At 46.8% G+C, this 19,503-nt stretch carries 23 protein-coding genes; 8 read left to right on the forward strand and 15 right to left on the reverse strand.

Annotated elements, in window-relative coordinates:
• Positions 1–273: 273 nt before the first annotated feature.
• Positions 274–1,608: a DNA (cytosine-5-)-methyltransferase gene (gene dcm / locus FED52_RS13340; protein ID WP_138860194.1), complete on the reverse strand. Its 1,335-nt coding sequence runs from the start codon at positions 1,606–1,608 to the stop codon at positions 274–276.
• Positions 1,609–1,763: 155 nt separating this feature from the next.
• Between dcm and FED52_RS13345 the strand changes: the two genes are divergently transcribed.
• Entirely contained in the window at positions 1,764–3,134 is a 1,371-nt protein-coding gene (locus FED52_RS13345; RefSeq protein WP_138860195.1) for a Sau3AI family type II restriction endonuclease, read from the forward strand.
• 54 nt (positions 3,135–3,188) lie between these two features.
• Complete coding sequence (locus FED52_RS13350) at positions 3,189–3,635, forward strand: very short patch repair endonuclease (protein ID WP_058765246.1); 447 nt, start codon at positions 3,189–3,191, stop codon at positions 3,633–3,635.
• A gap of 13 nt (positions 3,636–3,648) precedes the next feature.
• On the opposite strand, the gene FED52_RS13355 is transcribed toward FED52_RS13350, so the two are convergent.
• A complete protein-coding gene (locus FED52_RS13355; protein ID WP_138860196.1) occupies positions 3,649–4,335 on the reverse strand; it encodes a BglII/BstYI family type II restriction endonuclease in 687 nt (228 codons plus the stop codon).
• 323 nt (positions 4,336–4,658) lie between these two features.
• On the opposite strand from FED52_RS13355, the gene ahpC reads away from it, so the two are divergent.
• Entirely contained in the window at positions 4,659–5,222 is a 564-nt protein-coding gene (gene ahpC / locus FED52_RS13360) for an alkyl hydroperoxide reductase subunit C (protein WP_021067918.1), read from the forward strand.
• A gap of 12 nt (positions 5,223–5,234) precedes the next feature.
• On the forward strand, positions 5,235–6,758 hold the full coding sequence (gene ahpF, locus FED52_RS13365) for an alkyl hydroperoxide reductase subunit F (protein ID WP_138860197.1): 1,524 nt from the start codon (positions 5,235–5,237) through the stop codon (positions 6,756–6,758).
• Positions 6,759–6,793: 35 nt separating this feature from the next.
• On the opposite strand, the gene FED52_RS13370 is transcribed toward ahpF, so the two are convergent.
• Complete coding sequence (locus FED52_RS13370) at positions 6,794–7,195, reverse strand: hypothetical protein (protein WP_138860198.1); 402 nt, start codon at positions 7,193–7,195, stop codon at positions 6,794–6,796.
• Positions 7,196–7,367: 172 nt separating this feature from the next.
• On the opposite strand from FED52_RS13370, the gene FED52_RS13375 reads away from it, so the two are divergent.
• Positions 7,368–8,048, forward strand: coding sequence for a helix-turn-helix domain-containing protein (locus tag FED52_RS13375; protein ID WP_131472012.1), 681 nt, complete (start codon positions 7,368–7,370; stop codon positions 8,046–8,048).
• A gap of 261 nt (positions 8,049–8,309) precedes the next feature.
• Here FED52_RS13375 and FED52_RS13380 read toward each other — a convergent pair whose 3' ends face one another.
• From FED52_RS13380 to FED52_RS13405, 6 genes are all read right to left on the reverse strand, one after another.
• Entirely contained in the window at positions 8,310–9,017 is a 708-nt protein-coding gene (locus FED52_RS13380; RefSeq protein ID WP_029333958.1) for a Crp/Fnr family transcriptional regulator, read from the reverse strand.
• 64 nt (positions 9,018–9,081) lie between these two features.
• Positions 9,082–9,315: a heavy-metal-associated domain-containing protein gene (locus FED52_RS13385; RefSeq protein WP_026907428.1), complete on the reverse strand. Its 234-nt coding sequence runs from the start codon at positions 9,313–9,315 to the stop codon at positions 9,082–9,084.
• Between the two features lie 65 nt (positions 9,316–9,380).
• Positions 9,381–9,680: an iron-sulfur cluster repair di-iron protein, ric gene (locus tag FED52_RS13390; protein WP_128123856.1), complete on the reverse strand. Its 300-nt coding sequence runs from the start codon at positions 9,678–9,680 to the stop codon at positions 9,381–9,383.
• A gap of 33 nt (positions 9,681–9,713) precedes the next feature.
• A complete protein-coding gene (locus FED52_RS13395) occupies positions 9,714–9,947 on the reverse strand; it encodes a heavy-metal-associated domain-containing protein (protein ID WP_029333960.1) in 234 nt (77 codons plus the stop codon).
• 191 nt (positions 9,948–10,138) lie between these two features.
• Positions 10,139–11,992, reverse strand: a complete 1,854-nt coding sequence (locus FED52_RS13400) for a heavy metal translocating P-type ATPase (RefSeq protein WP_138860199.1) — start codon at positions 11,990–11,992, stop codon at positions 10,139–10,141.
• 656 nt (positions 11,993–12,648) lie between these two features.
• Positions 12,649–12,909: a hypothetical protein gene (locus FED52_RS13405; RefSeq protein ID WP_138860200.1), complete on the reverse strand. Its 261-nt coding sequence runs from the start codon at positions 12,907–12,909 to the stop codon at positions 12,649–12,651.
• Between the two features lie 142 nt (positions 12,910–13,051).
• Between FED52_RS13405 and FED52_RS13410 the strand changes: the two genes are divergently transcribed.
• Positions 13,052–13,888 (forward strand): aldo/keto reductase, encoded by an 837-nt coding sequence (locus FED52_RS13410; protein ID WP_138860201.1) that lies wholly within the window; start codon positions 13,052–13,054, stop codon positions 13,886–13,888.
• 35 nt (positions 13,889–13,923) lie between these two features.
• Here the strand turns inward: FED52_RS13410 and FED52_RS13415 are convergent, their stop codons facing one another.
• From FED52_RS13415 to FED52_RS13430, 4 genes are all read right to left on the reverse strand, one after another.
• The gene (locus FED52_RS13415) at positions 13,924–14,742 is read right to left on the reverse strand and encodes a MetQ/NlpA family ABC transporter substrate-binding protein (protein WP_138860202.1); all 819 of its coding nucleotides are present in this window, start codon (positions 14,740–14,742) and stop codon (positions 13,924–13,926) included.
• A gap of 25 nt (positions 14,743–14,767) precedes the next feature.
• On the reverse strand, positions 14,768–15,430 hold the full coding sequence (locus FED52_RS13420) for a methionine ABC transporter permease (RefSeq protein WP_029596402.1): 663 nt from the start codon (positions 15,428–15,430) through the stop codon (positions 14,768–14,770).
• A complete protein-coding gene (locus FED52_RS13425) occupies positions 15,423–16,169 on the reverse strand; it encodes a methionine ABC transporter ATP-binding protein (protein WP_138860203.1) in 747 nt (248 codons plus the stop codon). The genes FED52_RS13420 and FED52_RS13425 overlap by 8 nt, the downstream gene beginning before the upstream one ends.
• Positions 16,170–16,286: 117 nt before the next feature.
• Positions 16,287–17,033, reverse strand: a complete 747-nt coding sequence (locus FED52_RS13430; protein ID WP_138860204.1) for a hypothetical protein — start codon at positions 17,031–17,033, stop codon at positions 16,287–16,289.
• A 135-nt stretch (positions 17,034–17,168) separates the two neighbouring features.
• Here FED52_RS13430 and FED52_RS13435 point away from each other — a divergent pair, with 135 nt between their 5' ends.
• Complete coding sequence (locus tag FED52_RS13435; protein WP_131472028.1) at positions 17,169–17,597, forward strand: MarR family winged helix-turn-helix transcriptional regulator; 429 nt, start codon at positions 17,169–17,171, stop codon at positions 17,595–17,597.
• 106 nt (positions 17,598–17,703) lie between these two features.
• The gene (locus tag FED52_RS13440) at positions 17,704–18,228 is read left to right on the forward strand and encodes a CarD family transcriptional regulator (RefSeq protein WP_131472030.1); all 525 of its coding nucleotides are present in this window, start codon (positions 17,704–17,706) and stop codon (positions 18,226–18,228) included.
• 30 nt (positions 18,229–18,258) lie between these two features.
• On the opposite strand, the gene FED52_RS13445 is transcribed toward FED52_RS13440, so the two are convergent.
• Entirely contained in the window at positions 18,259–18,951 is a 693-nt protein-coding gene (locus tag FED52_RS13445; RefSeq protein WP_138860205.1) for a hypothetical protein, read from the reverse strand.
• Positions 18,952–18,966: 15 nt separating this feature from the next.
• On the reverse strand, positions 18,967–19,455 hold the full coding sequence (locus FED52_RS13450; protein WP_138860206.1) for a hypothetical protein: 489 nt from the start codon (positions 19,453–19,455) through the stop codon (positions 18,967–18,969).
• Positions 19,456–19,503: the final 48 nt, after the last annotated feature.

Here is a 19,503-nt window from a genome sequence, read left to right on the forward strand (position 1 = left end):
CTTCCTTAACTTTGACAAAAAGCTAGGAAGTCCAAATGTGGTTGCAGGATGTGTTTCTACTGGAATAGTGTCCGAGATGGAGTGATTTTTGGTATAGGTATTATCTAAAAACCCCTCTATATCTTGTGAGGACTTTAGAATGTTAAGTACTGAACGTTCTATCTTGAACTACCACCTTCACATATTTTTTACTTAATTATACAATAACAAACATAGGCATACTTTCTAAACAGTAAACAAAAAACTCCCATTTCAATTAATGGGAGTTTTTTGTCATTTGAAGTTATTGTACGTACCCAATAGCTGCATCTGAATCGCTTCCTGCAAGATACCTTTATCATCCTCTTGCTCATGGACTTCTGCGATTCGATGGCTCATCCGCTCAATCAATCCGACGACGAGGGCGTTCCCCATCGTGAAGTAACGTTTGCGGTCCGTCATCGTACCTGTCCATCCGTAAGGGAATCCGTTTAGTCCCTCGCACTCTTCGGGACGAAGGTAACGAAGTCTTTTCGTCTGTGGATCTTCGATGACATGGCTCGAGCGGTTGCACGTACCTTCGCTCGTCAACATCGTACGGCCCGGAAGGTCGAGCGAATCCGGATACGACATGCCGCCCTCTGCGTATACATACACGTGACCGCTTGCCGATGTCCGTTCGATTTTCTTCGGCCCTTTCAAGTAAGCCAACTCTTCCTGCTCGTTCCGACCCGATTTCTTGATTGTATCGGTGTCCAAATAATACTGTTCCGGTGCAGGACCGAACTGCTCATATACTTCTTGAACCACTTCGCCGAGCGTCTTCGGCACTTCACGTTTCGGTAACGTCTCGAGCGTCGTCACCCGATTGCCCGACATGATTCCCGCATTGCGGTACGTCGCCGAGAACGTATCAGAGATTTCGACGATATCTTTCGGCAGTTCAAACTGTGAGCCCGGATGTTTCTCGCTCGTCAGTTCATGGACCGGGAATGCCGGGGCGAAGAATCCTGACTCGAGCAGCCATTCCTCAGGGTTTGCCTGTTGAGCACGTACCGAATGATTCAGGTCGGTGCGGGTCGCGAAGATGAAGATGCGACGACGGCGTTGCGCGAATCCATAGTCGGCCGCATTGATGACGCGCCACTCGACCGTATAGCCTTGGTCGGCGAATGCACGAAGCATGACGCTGAAGTCACGTCCCCGTTGTTTGGCCGGAGACTTCATGAGGCGATCGACGTTCTCGAGCAACACGTATGGCGGTTTCTCTTGTTCGATGATGTTCATGATTTCCCAGAACAAGACGCCCTTCTTCCCTTGAATGCCTTGCTCGTTCTTGAGGCTGCGCGAGACACTGTAGTCTTGGCACGGGAAGCCCCCGACTAACAGGTGGTGCGGACCCGCCTCCATCCACGACAAGGCGATATCTTCATTCGAATGTATACCTCGGTTCTTGAACCGTTCGGCGTAGCAATCGAAAGCCGGTTGACTCTTCGTCGCCGGTTCCCATTGATTGCCCCAAACTACATCGAATTTGTCCGATGTAGGCTCGGCATTCACGTCTTTAATTCCTTCAAGTGCGATGCGGAAACCTCCTACACCAGCAAATAACTCAACTACTTTAATCAATGGGAACACCCTTTCGTATTTTCTATCTTAAATTTACTCTATTTCATAAGTTATCTCAAATGAACTTTCTCGATGAGATTAGTTTAACAGAAAAGGTGAATGGGATCAACAACAAGCTATAATGGTTATATATGTAAACTGTAGGAGGAATTATTTTGCGGTATGAAACGATTCAAGAATTGATGGACAAGGCAAGAGAGGCCGAAGGAAAGACGTTCGGAGAGATCGACACGACCGGGCGCATCAAGAATGTTCGATCGAAAGGTGCCCTCGGACATGTTATCGAGGAGAGCCATTTCGGTTACCCTATCAATTCGGACGCTCGACCTGATTTCGAGGAACTCGGCATCGAGTTGAAGGTCACCCCTTTCAAGAAAAACAAGAATGGTACATATTCATCGAAGGAGCGGCTCGTTTTGAACATGATTGATTATCATAACGAGCACGAGTATTCGTTCGAGACGTCAAGCTTCTTATCCAAAGCCACGAGCATGCTTATCATGCTTTATCAATATGAGCCAAACATCCCTATCGACGACTACCGTATCTATAAAGCGTTCTTGAATGAGTTCTCAGAAGAGGATTTGGACGTGATGCGGCAAGACTGGGAGACAATCGTCGCAAAAATCAAACGTGGCGAGGCCCATTTGATCTCCGAGGCCGATACGATGTACTTGTCAGCCTGCACGAAAGGAGCAAATGGTTCGGTCGTCCGCAGTCAACCGTTCTCAGAGCAACCAGCAAAACCACGTGCCTTTTCGCTCAAAGCTTCTTATATGTCGGGGCTTGTCCGTAAGTATTTGACCCCTGAATTGATGGAGTCAATCGCCAATCACGGTGAGTTGAAAGATATGTCGATTGAGCAGCTCCTCGAGGCACGACTCTCTCCTCATTACGGAAAGACGTTACTCAAGTTGTGCGAAGAAACAGGTATCCCATATAACCCGGGCAATAAGGCGATGATTCCACGAGTCATGGCAAAACTTTTAGGAGTCAGGAAGACTGATTTGTCGAGCATCGAAGAGTTCGCGAAAGCGAACATCAAGTTCAAGACGATTGCGCGAGAGCCTGACGGCAAGATTCGGGAACACATGTCGTTCGGAAAAGTCGATTTCGACGACTTATCTCGAGACGAGTGGGAAGAATCCGACTTGTATGACACGTTCGCCGAACAGAAATACCTCTTCCTCGTATTCCGATATGACGAGGAGTACGTGCCCAAACAAAAACGTATCCCTCGTTTCGAAGGGATACGTCTATGGAACATGCCGCTTGAAACGGTCGATGGCGAATTGAAGTCGATGTGGCTCGAGGCTAAACACATTGTCCATACTGGAGTAAAACTGACACCTTCGGGTAAACGAGTTAAAAACAATCTTCCCGGCCCGAAGTTCAATCAGGTCGCCCATGTGCGCTCAAAAGGAGCCGACGGTCAGGACAAAGTGAAACTCCCAGACGGTCAGTGGATCACAAAACAATCGTTTTGGTTGGACAGAAACTACATCCAGCAGATTCTAGACGCGTAAAATGAGTACTTATCTCCCTCACGTGGAATCTTCCTATTAGAGGGAGGTGAAGGTATGGCCAGAAATGTACCAAAAGCATCGAGTCCAGCCGTCTTCAAGACGATGAGCGGCAATCGCGGCAAGGACACGAAGATGGAAGTGAAGGTCCGGAAAGCACTATGGGCTGCCGGATATCGATATCGGAAGAACAATCGGAAGTTGTATGGGACACCGGACATCTCGTTTCCCGGACTCCGTGTTGTCGTCTTTTTGGACTCCTGCTACTGGCACGGCTGCCCCCTTCACTTCAAACTTCCGAAGACGAACGCCGAGTTCTGGCGTCAGAAAATCGGTCGCAACATCGAACGGGATGCTGACGTTACAAGACACTACGTCGAAGAAGGATGGGTCATCCTCCGGTTCTGGGAGCATCAGGTCAATGAAGACTTTGATCATGTGATTTATACCATCACCCATTTCGTAGACATGGCCAAAACCAATCGACATATACGAAGTGGATAATAGAAATTACATGTTAATCTAAGTCCTCATCAAACAACGGCTCATCATAAGTTTCTGTTGCATCATCGACAATCTGGTTCGTGTAGAATCCTTCTACACGGCCTCTTTTTTTGCCCTTTTCATTAAAATGCTCGACAATCCTGAACGTATCGGGTGCTTCAAGCCCGATGATGACGATTGGTACGGTCAACTGAGTGTTCAACGGTTTCAAATGGTGGACATATTTCTCATATGTACCGATGGCGTTGTCGAAATTTCCGGCCCGCTGAAGTCTTTGGGTCGCACAAATAATCACACCAATCCGTGTTTGAATTGCCTTCTCGACATGGTTCAACTCGCTCGCAATGACCGGTTTCAATAGATTCCATGCAATCGTTCCCGAATGGTTGAAACCTACTTCCAGCGAGATATTCTCTTTGGCAAAATCGAGACGCCATACATTCTCTGAATAGTCACGGTCTTGGAAGATCGGACTTTCGCTGGCCCATCCTCTCTTTGAAAACTCTGATTTGAATAAATCATTCAAGGTTGAGGACAGACTTTTATTCTTGTCCGCATACTTCTCTTCGAATTTTTGAATGATGTCATCATCACTTATGGAAGATATGATGTCATGAATTTCTCTCCAAATCTCTGTGAACTCCTCATCATTTTTAAGTATTGTCTCCCCGAAGCGGTGTGAATGAATTCGATAGTTCAACTGTCTCACCCTTTTATATGTAATTGATAATGATGTACTTCATGACGAGAATAAACGACTTTCCTTCACTCGATTCAAAACTCTCGCTATTCCTAATCACTTTATCAGGATACAGGATTGAAAACAAAAGCACATTTATTTTGTAATCGTTTTCTTCCCTTTCGTCAAGCGATTTATCCATTTAACATTGATATATCAACATTTTACCAGACATGCAAATGCCTTGACATTTTTGGCGGGTTATATGAAGTTAGTATTACATTATAATTATTCTAGTAGAGACGAAAGTCCACTAGAGTAAAAAACTAAGGAGGACATATCCCATGTCATTAATCGGCAAAGAAATCTTACCTTTCAAAGCACAAGCATTCCAAACAGGTGAATTCCTCGAAGTATCGGACAACGACTTCAAAGGTCAATGGAGCGTCGTTTGCTTCTACCCAGCTGACTTCACATTCGTCTGCCCGACTGAACTTGAAGACCTTCAAAACGAATACGCGACACTTAAAAACCTCGGCGTCGAAGTCTACTCAGTATCGACTGACACACACTTCACGCACAAAGCATGGCACGAAACGTCTGAGAAAATCGGTAAAATCGAGTACATCATGATTGGTGACCCATCACACACAATCTCACGTAACTTCGACGTCTTGAACGAAGAAGATGGCCTTGCTGACCGTGGTACGTTCATCATCGACCCAGACGGCGTCATCCAAACAGTTGAAATCAACGCAGGCGGCATCGGCCGTGACGCGAGCACACTCGTCAACAAAGTCAAAGCGGCACAATACGTCCGCAACAACCCAGGCGAAGTTTGCCCGGCTAAATGGGAAGAAGGATCTGCAACACTTCGCCCGAGCCTCGACCTCGTCGGCAAGTTGTAAGGAGCGGATTTCATGTTAGAAGCAGATATTAAACAACAGTTGGACCAATATCTCCAGCTCATGGAGGGCGACGTCGTCCTCCGTGTCAGCGCTGGAGACGACGCGGTCTCAAAAGAGATGCTCGACCTCGTGAACGAACTCGCGAGCATGTCGTCACGCATTTCGGTCGAGAACGTCACACTCGAACGCACACCAAGCTTTAGCGTGAACCGCCCGTCTGAAGAGACAGGGATTGTCTTCGCAGGAATCCCGCTCGGTCACGAGTTCACGTCACTCGTCCTCGCGTTGCTCCAAGTGAGCGGCCGGGCGCCGAAAGTGGACGCGGATGCGATCAAACAGATTCAAAACATTCAAGGCACGTACCACTTCGAATCATATATCAGCCTCAGTTGCCACAACTGCCCGGACGTCGTCCAGGCACTCAACGTCATGAGCGTCCTCAACCCGAACATCTCACACACGATGATCGACGGTGGCGCGTTCAAGGCAGAAGTGGAAGCGAAAGAGATCATGGCTGTCCCGACCGTCTTCTTGAACGGTGAGGCGTTCGGCAACGGACGCATGTCACTTGAAGAGATTTTGACGAAACTCGGAACTGGTCCTGACGCTTCGGCGTTTGACAACAAAGAACCGTATGACGTCCTCGTCATCGGTGGCGGTCCAGCTGGTGCGAGCGCAGCGGTTTACGCGGCTCGTAAAGGTATCCGGACCGGCATCGTCGCGGAACGCTTCGGTGGACAAGTGATGGACACGATGGGGATTGAGAACTTCATCGGCACATCTTACACGGAAGGCCCGAAACTCGTCGCGAGCTTGGAAGAGCACGTGAAAGAATACGGCATCGACGTCATGAATCTCCAACGCGCGAAGCGTCTTGAGAAAACTGACCTCGTCGAAGTCGAACTTGAGAACGGCGCCGTCTTGAAGAGTAAGAGTGTCATCCTGTCGACGGGTGCACGCTGGCGTAACGTCAACGTCCCAGGTGAAGCTGAGTTCAAAAACAAAGGTGTGGCCTACTGCCCGCACTGTGACGGCCCTCTCTTCGAAGGCAAGCGCGTCGCAGTCATCGGTGGCGGCAACTCTGGAATTGAAGCAGCGATCGACCTCGCTGGGATTGTTAAACACGTGACGGTGCTCGAGTTCGCTTCTGAACTCAAAGCCGACCAAGTGCTTCAAGACCGTCTCCACAGCCTCCCGAACGTGACCGTCGTCACGAACGCACAGACGACAGAAATCACGGGTACGGACAAAGTGAACGGCATCTCGTACTTGTCACGTGAGACGAACGAGACGCATCACGTTGAACTCGAAGGTGTCTTCGTCCAAATCGGACTCGTCCCGAACACGGACTGGCTCGACTCGGTCGAACGCAACAACTTCGGTGAGATCGTCGTCGACCGTCACGGTGCGACGAACATCCCAGGCGTGTTCGCAGCAGGCGACTGCACGAACAGCGCCTACAAACAAATCATCATCTCGATGGGATCTGGTGCGACTGCCGCACTCGGTGCTTTCGATTATATGATTCGCAACTAATGTAAAATGCGTCCTCGAACCTGAGGACGCATTTTTTAGATTTCGAATGTTTTTCCAGAGTCCGGGATAAACAACAACTTTTGTCCCGCTTCTGTTTTAAAGACATAGGCGACATTTGAAATGAACGGGTTCCACTCGTCCCCTTCCGTGCGCACACTTTCTGTATACGTAACATTTCCATACACCGTAGACAGCTCTTGTTGTGCCGCAGCGACCGAGTAAGTCGGAATCGATAAGACAATTGTCGCACCGACCAAAAAGACAGCCACGAACGCAGACCACCATTTACGTTTGGGATACGTCATCTTCACTAAGATCAATATTGAAATCATCCAACTGATCGGCACCCAAAACGTCGCTGCATTTCCATACCAGGTGTCATTTACATAAAGTAATGCAATCGTCAAAATTAATCCGCTGATCCACCACCACTTCATCCCCATCACCTCTCTTCAATTATCCCAAAAACAGGAAAATAGGCAACTTCATTTTGGTTTGATGAATTATAAAATTAAGTGCAACACCCAAAAGTGAACGCACAAAAAGCCCACAGCGACGTCCTCGTGTAGAATGAAGTTACGACACAAACATTCAGACGGAGGAATCGCTATGAGCTATATTCATCTTACCACAACGGAACGCGTGAAAATAGAGACGTATCTGGAGCTTGGGATGTCCATCCGGTCCATCGCGAGACGGCTCGGGCGACAGCCCTCGACCGTCTCGCGGGAAATCAGACGGAACCCCGACTACGTGGCTGAACGTGCCCAGAAACGCTACGAGAAGGCGAAGACCAACTGTGGCGCCAAGACGAAACTCGACGACACGATGCGCCGGACGATCGTCGGGAAGCTGCGTGCGACCTGGTCCCCGGAACAGATCGTCGGCCGTCTCTACACAGGAATAATTGCCTTCTCCACCATCTACCGTTGGATCTATGCGGGACGGATCGACGTGCCCCTGACCGTGCTCCGCCAGAAAGGGAAACGTCAAAAGCCGATCGCGGACCGCACCGCAGCCTCGATGGAGGGGGCGATTCATGCGGTGCACGCCGCCTTCCCAGAGGGCACGTTCAGGACGGCGACGACGGACCGGGGCAAGGAGTTCAGCTGCCACGAGAACGCCAACGGCCTCCTGCGCGAGTTCTTCCCGAAAGGATCGGACTTCGCGACGGTCGGCCAAGGAGAGATCGTGGACGCGCTCGCCAAGATCAACGGGCGGCCGAGGAAATGTCTCGGCTGGAAGACCGCACACGAGGCCTTCGCGGAGGAAGTGTTGCGCTTAATTTGACAAACCGTCCAGAGTAATTAGCTTAGTTAATAGGGGTGTTTTGCTAATGAATTATGCAGTTGACACAAGTTTATGTCATCTTGGTAAAATAAGTGCCAAATAAGTAGCCATTTCTCTTTCTTTTTGTAGATAAACATTGTTAAATCAACAAAAATTAGCAATCCATTTTATATGCTAATTGGATTGCTAAAATGTTTGTTATTTTATGTTTTGTACTATTAAACTTAACACGTTAATGATGGCACGCTACTCTGCTTATATTTATTTAGTATGAAGTAACAATTGATCTAAATCCATTATTTTAATTTTCTTTTTCGGTAACTGTTTAATCAATCCAAGTTCTTCTAGAGTAGTAAATTTACGGCTGATTGTTTCTGGTGTGGTACCAAGATACGAGGCTAAATCCTTTTTGGACATTGGTAAGATAATCGTTGGACTATTGCCACTTCCCTTTTCAATATTCTCAGCTAAAAAGGATATAATGCGGGTTTCTACATTTTCAATCGCTACTTGTGTGGTTTGTTTTTCAGAATCCTTTAAACGCATCGTTACTTCTGACAGTATTTTTAATGAGATCTGCGGATATTCCACCAAATACTTCTGTAAATCACCTCGTTTAATTAAACAAATAGATGTATTTTGTAGTGCTTCCGCATAATTCTCATGAATACTTCCAGGTTGGAAAATGGCGACTTCACCTGTAAAATCACCAGGATTTAAAATGCGAACAAGTTGTTCTTTTCCAGAATCCGATAAGCGGTAAATCCGAGCCTTACCTGAATTGATAATATATAAGGTATCATCTTCCTCATCTGCACGGAATAACATTTCCCCTTTTTTAAGATGAAGTGTCTTGGCAGATTCCGCAATCAAATCCATTTGTGAGTCTTCCAAATGGTTGAAAATGGGGACAATACGAATACATTCTGCATGTCCATGTTGGTGATGACAACATTGGTTTTGTTCCAAAATAACCTCTTCCTTTTATAAAAAGCCTAAGAGGGCATCCTAGGCTTCCTTTCTATTCACTCGATTAAGCAGGTTTTACCTTTGATTTGACAACAGGATATCCTAAGTCTTCAATTGCCTTTTCGATATCGTTAATAGCGACTGCTTCTGAATCAAAATCTACTTTTACTTTACTTGCATTGAACATTACTTTCAAGCTATCTTGATTCACACCGTTTATTCCTTTCACCGCATTTTCAATCTTTTGGAGACAAGATGGGCAAGATAAGGTTTCTAATTGAATCGTTGCTTTTTGCATAAATCATTTCCCCCTTCATTTTTTAACGACCGTAAACCAATCTATTCTTTTGTTTTTGAGTTACTTTAAGCCTGATATGCTTTATCTACTTCTGATAACATCTCGAATGTGCCTCCATACGTTTCACATACATCTCCAGGAATGGTGTAGTTGTCTGTGATTTTTCGTAATTGAGCAAATTCAGCATCTAAGTCAGGTTTGTTCGTACCTGCGTCTTTTACTTTTCCACTAATTGTTTCAAACAATTCACGTACTTCAAAGGCTTCTGGGTGATTCTTACCATGGGCCCGTGTAATTGCAGTGGTGTATAAATCCAGCTTTTCAAAATGGTTTGTTATTACTTCGTTAAATGTCTGTTCAGACATTATTCGTTCCCTCTTTCTTGTGGTTTTTTGGTCTTAGGCCGATTTTACTTTTGATTTGACGACTGGATATCCTAAGTCTTCAATGGCTTTTTCGATATCGTTAATGGTGATCGTTTCTGAATCAAAATCTACTTTTACTTTACTGGCATTAAATAATACTTTTAAGCTATCATGATTAACCCCGTTTAATCCTTTCACCGCATTTTCAATCTTTTGCATACAAGATGGACAAGATAATGTTTCTAATTGAATAACTGCTTTTTGCATGAATTATTTCTCCTTTCATCTTATCTTTTATTTTTTTGTTTTCCCTCTTCTTCTTTACAATTTAAGTATAGTTCAGGTTCAACGAAATGAATTTGATGCAAATCAAGTTTTAAGAAAAAGTAGGGGAGTATTTTGTTCTTCCTACCTGAATACTTCCCTTTATCATTCATCAAGACTGCTTTCTATTAAAATTATTCTCTCAAACGGTATCGAAGCAATCTCATACCATTCAAGATGACTACTAAGATACTTGCTTCGTGAACCAACATCCCGATTGACATATTCATCCATTCACCAAATAGTAGGCTGGCAAGTAAGACTAATACCACACCAACTGCTATGGTAATGTTCTGTTTCATGTTTCTTGAAGTTGATTTTGTTAAGCCTAATGCGTGTGGTAAACGACTAAAGTCAGAATTCATTAAAACAACATCTGATGTTTCAATTGCAACATCTGTTCCACTTCCCATGGCAATTCCGATATCTGCTAAGGCTAGTGAAGGACTATCATTCACTCCGTCACCGACAAAGGCAATGATCCCGCCTTCTGCTTGCATTTTTTCGATATAAGCAGATTTTCCTTCCGGTAGCATATGACCATGTGCTTCTGTTAACCCAAGTTCTCGAGCAACTAAATCTACGGTTCCTTGGTTGTCCCCAGAAAGAACGACAAGGTTTTTGACCCCTAGTTTTTTCAGTTTTTGAAGATCTTTTTTAACACCTGGGCGGATTTGATCCCGAATACCCATCAGAACGTTTAATTCTCCGTCGACCGCAGTTAACACAAGAGAATTCCCATTTTTCTCAAAGCGTTCGACGTCTTTTTTAGCTTTTTCGCTTAATTTCACATTTTTCTTTTCCATTAAAGCTACGTTACCAACGGCTATACGATGAACACCTATTTTTGCTACAATTCCGCCACCTTTAACGACTTCGGTTTCTTCAACAGTAGAGAAAGTTATCTCGCCAATATCCTGTAGGACAGCTTTCCCTAGTGGGTGGTCCGATTCACGCTCCACACTTGCTAAATATCCTAGAACCTCTTCAGTATTTTTTCCGTAAAATTCTTTTTCGGCAACTTCAGGGTTTCCTACTGTCAATGTTCCTGTTTTATCAAAAACGATAGTATCTACTCTGCTAAAGTCATTGATAACTTCACTACCTTTTAAGAGGACACCATTACGTGCACCGTTTCCGATACCGGCAACGTTGGATACAGGAACCCCGATAACTAATGCACCTGGACATCCTAAAACAAGAATCGTGATAGCTAGTTCAATATCTTTTGAGAAAAACCAAACAATAAAACCAAGGACTAACACAGCTGGTGTATAGTATTTTGAGAATCGGTCAATGAAACGTTCTGCTTCTGATTTGGAATCCTGTGCCTCTTCCACTAATTCGATAATTCTACCAAATGTTGTATCTTCTCCAACGCGATCAGCTCGAATTTGGATCGTTCCATTTTCTAAGATAGATCCTGCAAATACTTCCGAATCAACCTTTTTACTTACAGGTAGAGATTCTCCAGTAATACTTGCTTCATTAATATGACCTTCACCAGTTAACACTGTTCCATCTACCGGAACTTTTGCACCCGTTTTAACTAATAAAATATCACCTTCGTCTACATCATCGACATCTACTTCTTCAAATTCTCCGTTTTCCATTTGCTTTAAAGCACTTTCTGGTGCCAGCTCTGTTAATTCTTTAATGGCAGAACGTGTTTTGTTCAAGGTACGCTGCTCCAAGTAAGAACCAAATAAGAATAAGAAAGTAACGATGGCTGATTCCTCATAATTTTGAATCAATACTGCTCCAATAACTGCAATGGTAACTAAAACATCAATACTGACAACTTTTACTTTTAATGCCTGATAGGCTTGGATTGCAATCGGCGCCACACCAAGAATGGATGCAATGATGAGCGACCAATTGAAAATGGCCATGTTGTCTAAGGAAAATCGTCCGAAGAATGCAAGTGCAATCAAAATTGCACTGATCAGTGTAATGGAATTCTTTTTACTTAATATATATCTTTGCATGTTGATTCCCTCCAATTTCATTTTCATTTGTATTCCTTGTTGATGACTCTAGTCTAGGATGTTTCTATGAAATAAAAATTGATTCGAATCAAGTTCTATTGTAAAAGTGAAAAATTATAAAAGAACAGCAAAACAAAACCAACTGTTTTACGGAATAACTCTTATATATTTTCGAACATCGACATACAATCACAAAAATTCATTATATTGTACATTCTTTATTCAGCAGGCTTTAGAAAAGTAGTTAGTTTAAGTGTACTCTTTCACATTATCCATTGGCGTTACTCAGAATTTGCTCCAATTACTAAACAAAAGCTAATGAAGATTATGGAACAACATGATCCAGTTACCGGTTTTTTTTGGAATATCCGCCATAGGCTCAAATAGTTTGTTTAACAAACAGCTATCATCCTAATCACCTAAACAGGTAGTTTTGTTTAACATTTTGTCGCGAATGTGTGAATAACTCAACTATTTAACGAAACCCTCCAAGCTATAATAAAAAAATGGTGCTCATCCAAACACTAACAGAAAGTGTAAAAAGGGCCGTTTTGTATTTCATCATTAATTTTCGTTTATTATCTTTAAACACCAAACAAACACCAACTCTAAATCAAAAGCGCGTAAGATCGCGTGTTTTCGGGCTTTGTTCGGTATCAGTGTGAATGTTTCAAAGTATGTTCCGCCTCGGCGACTGAATAACTCGGCAACCCAAAGTAAATCGCTTCAGCAATCAATAATGAAAAGATGACTCCCATTCTTATCCGATATCGGTTTTCTAAACTCTTTAGGCCAATCCACGCCACGATAATCATACTGGTCGCCGTTCCAAATGCCGCCGAGTTTCCATACCAAGCCTCATTGACGAACATCATTCCTCCAATGGCCAATATCCCGAACATCCACCACCACTTCATCCCCATCACCTCATGCCAATTACCCCAAAAACAGGAAAATAGGCAACTCCATTTTAATTAACTCCGACCGATTCAAACGTTTGATTCCCCGGGAAAGTGGAATATCGGACAAGAGAACGGATTTTGAATGAGGAGGCATTTCATGAACATCCCAACCATCAAACTACATGACGGCTACGAGATTCCGGCAATCGGGCTCGGCACCGTTTATTTACGAGGTGAACCGGGCGTCGACGCGATCACGAGCGCTATCCGCAACGGCTATCGTCTCATCGATTCGGCAATTCGCTATGACAATGAAGGAACGGTCGGCGAGGCCATTCGCCAATCCGGCATCCCGCGCGAGCAACTGTTCTTGACGTCGAAGCTTCGCGCCCAATACTTCGACTACGATGATGCGCTCGAGATGATTCGTGAGTCGCTCTACCGGGCGAATCTCGACTATTGGGACTTGTTCTTGTTGCATTGGCCGAACCCGAAACAAGACAAATACGTCGAGGCGTGGCGTGCCCTTATCCAAGCGAAAGAGAACGGGTGGATCCGCTCCATCGGCGTCTCGAACTTTATGCCCGAGCATCTCGACCGTTTGATTGAGGAGACGGGTGAGACACCGGTCATCAACCAAATCGAGCTCCACCCATACTTCTCCCAAGTGGAGCAGCGTCAGGCTGACAAAGAGCGCGGCATCATCACTGAGGCATGGAGTCCGTTGAGCCGAGCCCGGACCGTCACGCATGACGAGACGATCGCGGAACTAGCAAGACAAAAAGGCAAGACCGTGTCCCAAGTCATTCTGCGTTGGCACGTCCAACTCGGTGTCATCCCGCTCCCGCGTTCGTCGAGCGAGTTGCACCAAAAAGAGAACCTCGACGTCTTCAACTTCGAATTGACCGAGGACGAGATGGAGACGCTCAACGCCCTGACGAAGCAAGACGGCCGCATCGATAATCAAGACCCGAGAGAATACGAGGAATACTAAAAAAGATTGAGCCGTCTGGGCTCAATCTTTTCTCGTTAAAACGCCGGAATCGCCGTTTCTTCGTAATTTTCTTCCAAGAACGCACGGACTTCGTCACTTGTGAGTGCTTCGCCGAGTTTCTGGATGGCTTCTTCATCTTTGTTGTCTTCACGGGCCACGAGTGTGATGGCGAAGTCGTTCTCGACACCTTCCGTCAAGAGGGCATCACTCTTCGGCGTCAAGCCGAGTGGCGCCGCATAGGCCGGCGTCATGAGGACCGCATCGACGTCATCGTACGCACGCGCGAGCATGAGCAAATCGACTTCCTCGAACTTGAGGTTCTTCGGGTTTTCTGTGATATCGGCTTGCGTGTAATACGACCCGTTCTTCTCACCAAGCTCGATTACATCGTGTTGCGCGAGCAATGAGAGCGAGCGGTCGATGTTCGACACGTCGTTCGCGATGGCGATTGTCGCGCCTTCCGGGATGTCGTCCATGTTGTCATACTCTTTCGAGTAGACACCGTAGTTGGCGAAGTAAATCGGTTCGATTGGGACGAGGTTGGCGTCATTGCTGCGGTTGAACTCTTCCATGTACGGGACGTGTTGGAAGAAGTTCGCGTCGACTTCTTTTGCTGCGAGCGCTGTGTTCGGTTGGACGTTGTCACCGAGGACGACGATTTCGAGCTCGATGTTGTCTTCTGCGAGTTGCTCTTTCGCGATTTCAAGCATATCCGTCATCGGTGGGATGAGCGATGCGACTTTGAGCGTCTGCGGCTCGTTTGACGGGGCTTCCGTCGTGTTCGTTTCGGAATCGTTCCCACACGCCGCGAGGACGAGTGTGAGTGAGGCGAAAAGCGCCATTAATTTTTTCATAAGTTCTCCTTCTTTCTTTAGGTAATTAGCGTTTGTCGATGAGCCGAGCCACCGTCGTACCGGTGAACTGAATCATCTGGACGAAGACGAGCATGATCAAAATCATGTACATCATCAGCTCCGTCTTGAACTGTTGATAACCATAGCGGATGGCAAAGTCACCGATGCCACCACCCCCGACCACCCCCATGATGGTCGAGTACGAGATGAAGCTAATGATGGACGTCGTCAGCCCGAGGACGAGACCGGAACGGGCCTCGACGTACAAGAACTTGAAGATGACGTCTTTGATGGACGCCCCCATCGACACGGCCGCCTCGACGACGCCGCGTGGGACGTCAAGGAGTGACTGCTCGACGAGTCGTGAGTAATGGGCGATGGCGATGATGGCGAGCGGCACGGTTGCCGCCGCCGTCCCGATGGCCGTTCCGATGATGAGCCGCGTAAATGGAATCAAAAACACGACGAGTAACAGGAACGGGAACGAGCGGACGATATTGACGATCAAGTTGAGCACGGAGAAGACGGCCCGATTTTCGAGCAGTTGCCCTTTTCGTGACAAGTAGAGCCACGTCCCGAGCGGCAGGCCGAGGAGGACGGCCGCGAGAATCGAGACGCCGACCATGATGAACGTCTCGCCGATCGATTGCCAAATCTCGGTCTGATATTGCAGGAGCACCTCAGGCATGTGGTTCACCTGCCTTCTTCAGTTGATCGACGAACCAGGACGGATTGTCGTCGATGTCTGCGACCCCGCTCGGAATGACGTCAATCGTCTCATACACCGCACCGTCCGTCATGACGGTCACGCGGTCACACACTTGTTTGATGACGTCCATCTCATGCGTCACGATGACGATGGTGACGCCGAGCCGCTCATTGATCGACTTCAACACGCCGAGCACTTCGGCCGTCGTGTTCGGGTCGAGCGACGACGTCGGCTCATCACACAATAAGACGTGCGGTTCGTTCGCGAGCGCCCGGGCGATGGCAACACGCTGTTTCTGCCCGCCGCTCAACTGTGCCGGGTACTTGTCTTTGAACGACTCGAGCCCGACGAAACGAAGGCACTCGAGCACCCGGGCCTCGTGCGTCGCCCGCGGTCGGCCGGCCAGTTTCAGCGAGGCGGCCACATTGTCATAGACGGTCTTGTTCGCGACGAGATTAAACTGTTGAAAAATCATGCCGATGACGTGCCGCTTCTCGCGTAGTTGTCGACTCGACAGGCCCGTCAACTCATCGCCATCGATCGTGACTTGCCCTGTATCCGGTGTCTCGAGCAGGTTCATCAGCCGGAGCAACGTCGATTTGCCGGCTCCGCTCGCGCCGATGATGCCATATACCTCGCCACGCTCGATTTGAAGCGAGACGTCACGGACGGCTGCGTCGCGGCCGAACTGTTTGCTGACATTCGTTAGCGTGATCATAGACGGTTCCTTTCTTTCGTGATGAAAAAGTGGATGATAACCGTTTTCCATTTTAGCGAACTAAAGCAAACTTGTCAGGTGAGGTGCTTCACAAAAAAAAGAACCGCACGTGGCGGTTCACTTTAACGGGTGCTGTTTGAAATGCTCAGCGATATGGCGCCGCATCGATTCACGATTCTCGGCAAAGATTCGATGTCGATGGCCGTTTCCCCCTGATGGATGGGGAAATCCGCTCACGACGCGCTCTGGCGCGATGATGCCCTTGTCGACGAGCGTCTCGACGGCACGACGGACGTTAATCCCCATCGGCAAGATAAGTGCGTCCTCGAGGACGGCCATCTCGTCGGCGAACCCTCCTTCGACATAAGACCTAAATAAATCCGTCTTTAACATATCTGGACTCGACCCGTTGTAGTTCTTCCCTTTATAAAAGACGGGATACGGTAGCACCGCCGTATTCTGCACAAGATGGTTCGCCTCGCCGAACAAGTCGAGCGTCGTCGGGATCCCAAGGTGGTGATGCAACTCCAAATCGTCGAGCATCGTCACCAAGTTTTTACGGATCGGTCCGGAAAAGCTGCCACGTTGTTTGACGGCTCGGAGCGCCTCCTCGTCGGGCGCGTCCGCCAAATCACGGATTGCCTCGAACGATTGCCGCATTTGATATAGTCCCGGCGTAATCCCGGCGATGACGACTTTGGCCTGCGGGTTAACGTATTCGAACGGAGCGTAATAGATTGTAAGTTGTTTGTTCGGGTCCTCCTCGAGCAGGAACGGTTCACTCTTCAGAGTCGTTTCCTCTAAATCAGGTAACTCGAGAATATGTTGTTTATAACGTTGAAATAAATCGGTACGTGTCGGCATGTAATTCCCTCCTCTGCTTTTCTGTTCCCCAAACCGTCAAATCCTATCAGAGAATCGTGAACTCGTTTGCGCATTGACGCGACACATCGGCTTTTGTATAGTTAGGAACGACAAAAACGAATAGGAGTGACCAATTTGACTCCAACAGAACCGACGACACGACTCCTCGATCTCCTCAGTGAGCGACATGACCAAATCCGACGCATCAGCGAGCGGGCTTGGAACGAGCAACATGACATCTACATCTCCAACTCCGAATGGTACGTGCTCGCCCGCATCTATAAGACGAAGCCGACCATTGCCGAAGTGACACGCAACGTCCACATCTCCCGCCAAGCGATCCATAAGCTCATCAAGAACTTGAAAGCCAAAGACCTCGTCACGGTGACCGATCATCCGACGAGTCGAAAAGATAAATGTATCGAGCTGACCGAGCTCGGAGTCCGTTGCTACGAACAGAACGAGGCACTGAAAGCCGAACTCGAACAAAAAATAGCCGAATCACTCGGTGACGACGCATTCCGACAACTGAAAATGTTGTTGAAAGCCGACTGGAATTTGTAATCTCTCCTAACGATTGGGAGGGATTTTTTTGTGTCATATCTCACCTCAAATGTCAACCGAGTTGACATTTCGTGTCATGAACTACTATACTTGATGAAAGGAAGAGGTGATCGATTTGTTCAAAACTGGTGATTTAATCATCTATTCGACCCACGGAGTTTGCCGCATTGACGACATTTCCGACATGACGGTCGCGGGTGAGACGAAGTCGTACTACACGCTCCATCCCATCAATAACGCACAGAAGTTGCAAATCAGTATCCCCGTCGATAGTGATAAAGTGATGATGTTGACGCTCCTTGAAGCGAAAGAAGCAAAAGAGATCCTCGAATCGTTCCGCTCGCCGGGTGTCGAATGGAATCCCCATCCGAACAACCGCAATCGCGAATTCTTGAACGTCGTGCACTCGGGTAACCGGCACGACATCGCTCAAGTCATCAACACGCTTGCTCGCCGCCAAAGCGAAGCTATCTTGTTGAACAAAAAGTTATATGAACAGGACCGCAAGATTCTAGAGAACGCTAAAACGATCCTCGTGAAAGAACTTTCGCTCGCGCTTGAATTGTCGGAAGAAATTATCGATCAACAAATTGCTGCTTATTTGAGCGAAGAACCTGTCGCCACTACTTGATTGGCCCCTTCCGTGCGAAGAGGTCTTTTTTTATTGTTCAAAGACGGCCAGCACCTGTTCTTTCAGCGGTTGGAAGCTATGTCCGACATGTCCGTGGTACATAAAATGCTTGGAGCAGAAAATCGTCCCGATTGTTCCATCTTCGTACGTGAAAGTAATTGGGCCGGCTGCAATCCAGTCCACTAATCGCACGTTCGAATCGAAGGTTACGGATGGGTTCAGTTTTTCTATTTCCAAAAACGCCAGCAATTCGCCAAGTGCTTGCTTACTGTGGACAATCAACACGTTAGGTTTGTAGTGGAAGAAAACCCTTTTGAAGATTTGTGCACCGTATACTGCCGCTTGTTTATTTTTTGGTAAAGACAAGCATTTTGCAGATTTTGTAGGCCATGCATTCATGTTCGTTTCAACCACGTTAATCACTCCGCTAGATTTGGCCTCCAAATCTTTCACGAATGCGTTCAAACCGACCCGCGTCTTAGAGAGTCGTGATTTTCCGTCTCGGATTCTAAGCGTCTGCATCCGTTCCATGAATCGACTTCGATTATAAATCAGATCGATATATTCGCTAGTATCTTCGAAGTCTTTCACTTTCATAGGTGTGGCTGGATTGATGCCGACGACAAATACATTCCCTCTTGAATCCGGAGACTCAACAACAAACGGTCTAAAATAGGAGTCTTCCTCTTTCAGCTGAACCAGCTCCTCCATGTTCTTCTGCATCACTAATCCCCCTCCTCATTCCTTCTCAATAATGATGTCTTCCGCGAGCCCTGTGTTATTGATTTTCTTATACTGATCATACACATCCGCCACATCAACAAGTTCTTCGGAATCCACAAGCAATGTCTTCGACCCTTTTTCAATCAAGAGAAGTGGATGGTCTTTGAATTTGATTTGTTCAACCACATCATTCGCATGTGAGATTAGAAGCGTCTCTGTTGTCGGTCTCATGCAACGCATTTCCCAGCGGTCAAGCCATTCTAACACTTGTCTCGTTTCCCATTCGACATCGAACAGGATGGCAACAAGGATATAGTGATCCGCATGCCTCATCAGGACTGCGAAACAGTCGCCCAACTGGATACATTCCGTCTGTGCGATCTCCATATGGTCTTCGTAGTTAGGGACCACACAATACTCGAAACAGTCCGGGTACTCTCGAAGTTTGTTGACATAATCACCGTATTTTTTACGCTCCCATTCAGAAAGAATGATTTTATTCATGCAGCACCTCCTATTTTTATGTAGACTCCTACTTATTTTTAACCAATA

Source organism: Exiguobacterium mexicanum (genome assembly GCF_005960665.1).
Taxonomy (GTDB): domain Bacteria; phylum Bacillota; class Bacilli; order Exiguobacteriales; family Exiguobacteriaceae; genus Exiguobacterium; species Exiguobacterium mexicanum_A.

Bases quoted from the DNA above. Each gene is read 5' to 3' on its own strand.
- FED52_RS13430 (WP_138860204.1), bottom strand. From the start codon at position 17,033: ATGCCGACACGTACCGATTTATTTCAACGTTATAAACAACATATTCTC.
- FED52_RS13385 (WP_026907428.1), bottom strand. From the start codon at position 9,315: ATGCAAAAAGCAACGATTCAATTAGAAACCTTATCTTGCCCATCTTGT.
- FED52_RS13445 (WP_138860205.1), bottom strand. From the start codon at position 18,951: ATGCAGAAGAACATGGAGGAGCTGGTTCAGCTGAAAGAGGAAGACTCC.
- FED52_RS13425 (WP_138860203.1), bottom strand. From the start codon at position 16,169: ATGATCACGCTAACGAATGTCAGCAAACAGTTCGGCCGCGACGCAGCC.
- FED52_RS13395 (WP_029333960.1), bottom strand. From the start codon at position 9,947: ATGCAAAAAGCAGTTATTCAATTAGAAACATTATCTTGTCCATCTTGT.
- ahpF (WP_138860197.1), top strand. From the start codon at position 5,235: ATGTTAGAAGCAGATATTAAACAACAGTTGGACCAATATCTCCAGCTC.
- FED52_RS13370 (WP_138860198.1), bottom strand. From the start codon at position 7,195: ATGAAGTGGTGGTGGATCAGCGGATTAATTTTGACGATTGCATTACTT.
- FED52_RS13400 (WP_138860199.1), bottom strand. From the start codon at position 11,992: ATGCAAAGATATATATTAAGTAAAAAGAATTCCATTACACTGATCAGT.
- FED52_RS13450 (WP_138860206.1), bottom strand. From the start codon at position 19,455: ATGAATAAAATCATTCTTTCTGAATGGGAGCGTAAAAAATACGGTGAT.
- FED52_RS13415 (WP_138860202.1), bottom strand. From the start codon at position 14,742: ATGAAAAAATTAATGGCGCTTTTCGCCTCACTCACACTCGTCCTCGCG.
- FED52_RS13350 (WP_058765246.1), top strand. From the start codon at position 3,189: ATGGCCAGAAATGTACCAAAAGCATCGAGTCCAGCCGTCTTCAAGACG.
- FED52_RS13420 (WP_029596402.1), bottom strand. From the start codon at position 15,430: ATGCCTGAGGTGCTCCTGCAATATCAGACCGAGATTTGGCAATCGATC.
- FED52_RS13410 (WP_138860201.1), top strand. From the start codon at position 13,052: ATGAACATCCCAACCATCAAACTACATGACGGCTACGAGATTCCGGCA.
- FED52_RS13390 (WP_128123856.1), bottom strand. From the start codon at position 9,680: ATGTCTGAACAGACATTTAACGAAGTAATAACAAACCATTTTGAAAAG.
- FED52_RS13405 (WP_138860200.1), bottom strand. From the start codon at position 12,909: ATGAAGTGGTGGTGGATGTTCGGGATATTGGCCATTGGAGGAATGATG.
- ahpC (WP_021067918.1), top strand. From the start codon at position 4,659: ATGTCATTAATCGGCAAAGAAATCTTACCTTTCAAAGCACAAGCATTC.
- FED52_RS13375 (WP_131472012.1), top strand. From the start codon at position 7,368: ATGAGCTATATTCATCTTACCACAACGGAACGCGTGAAAATAGAGACG.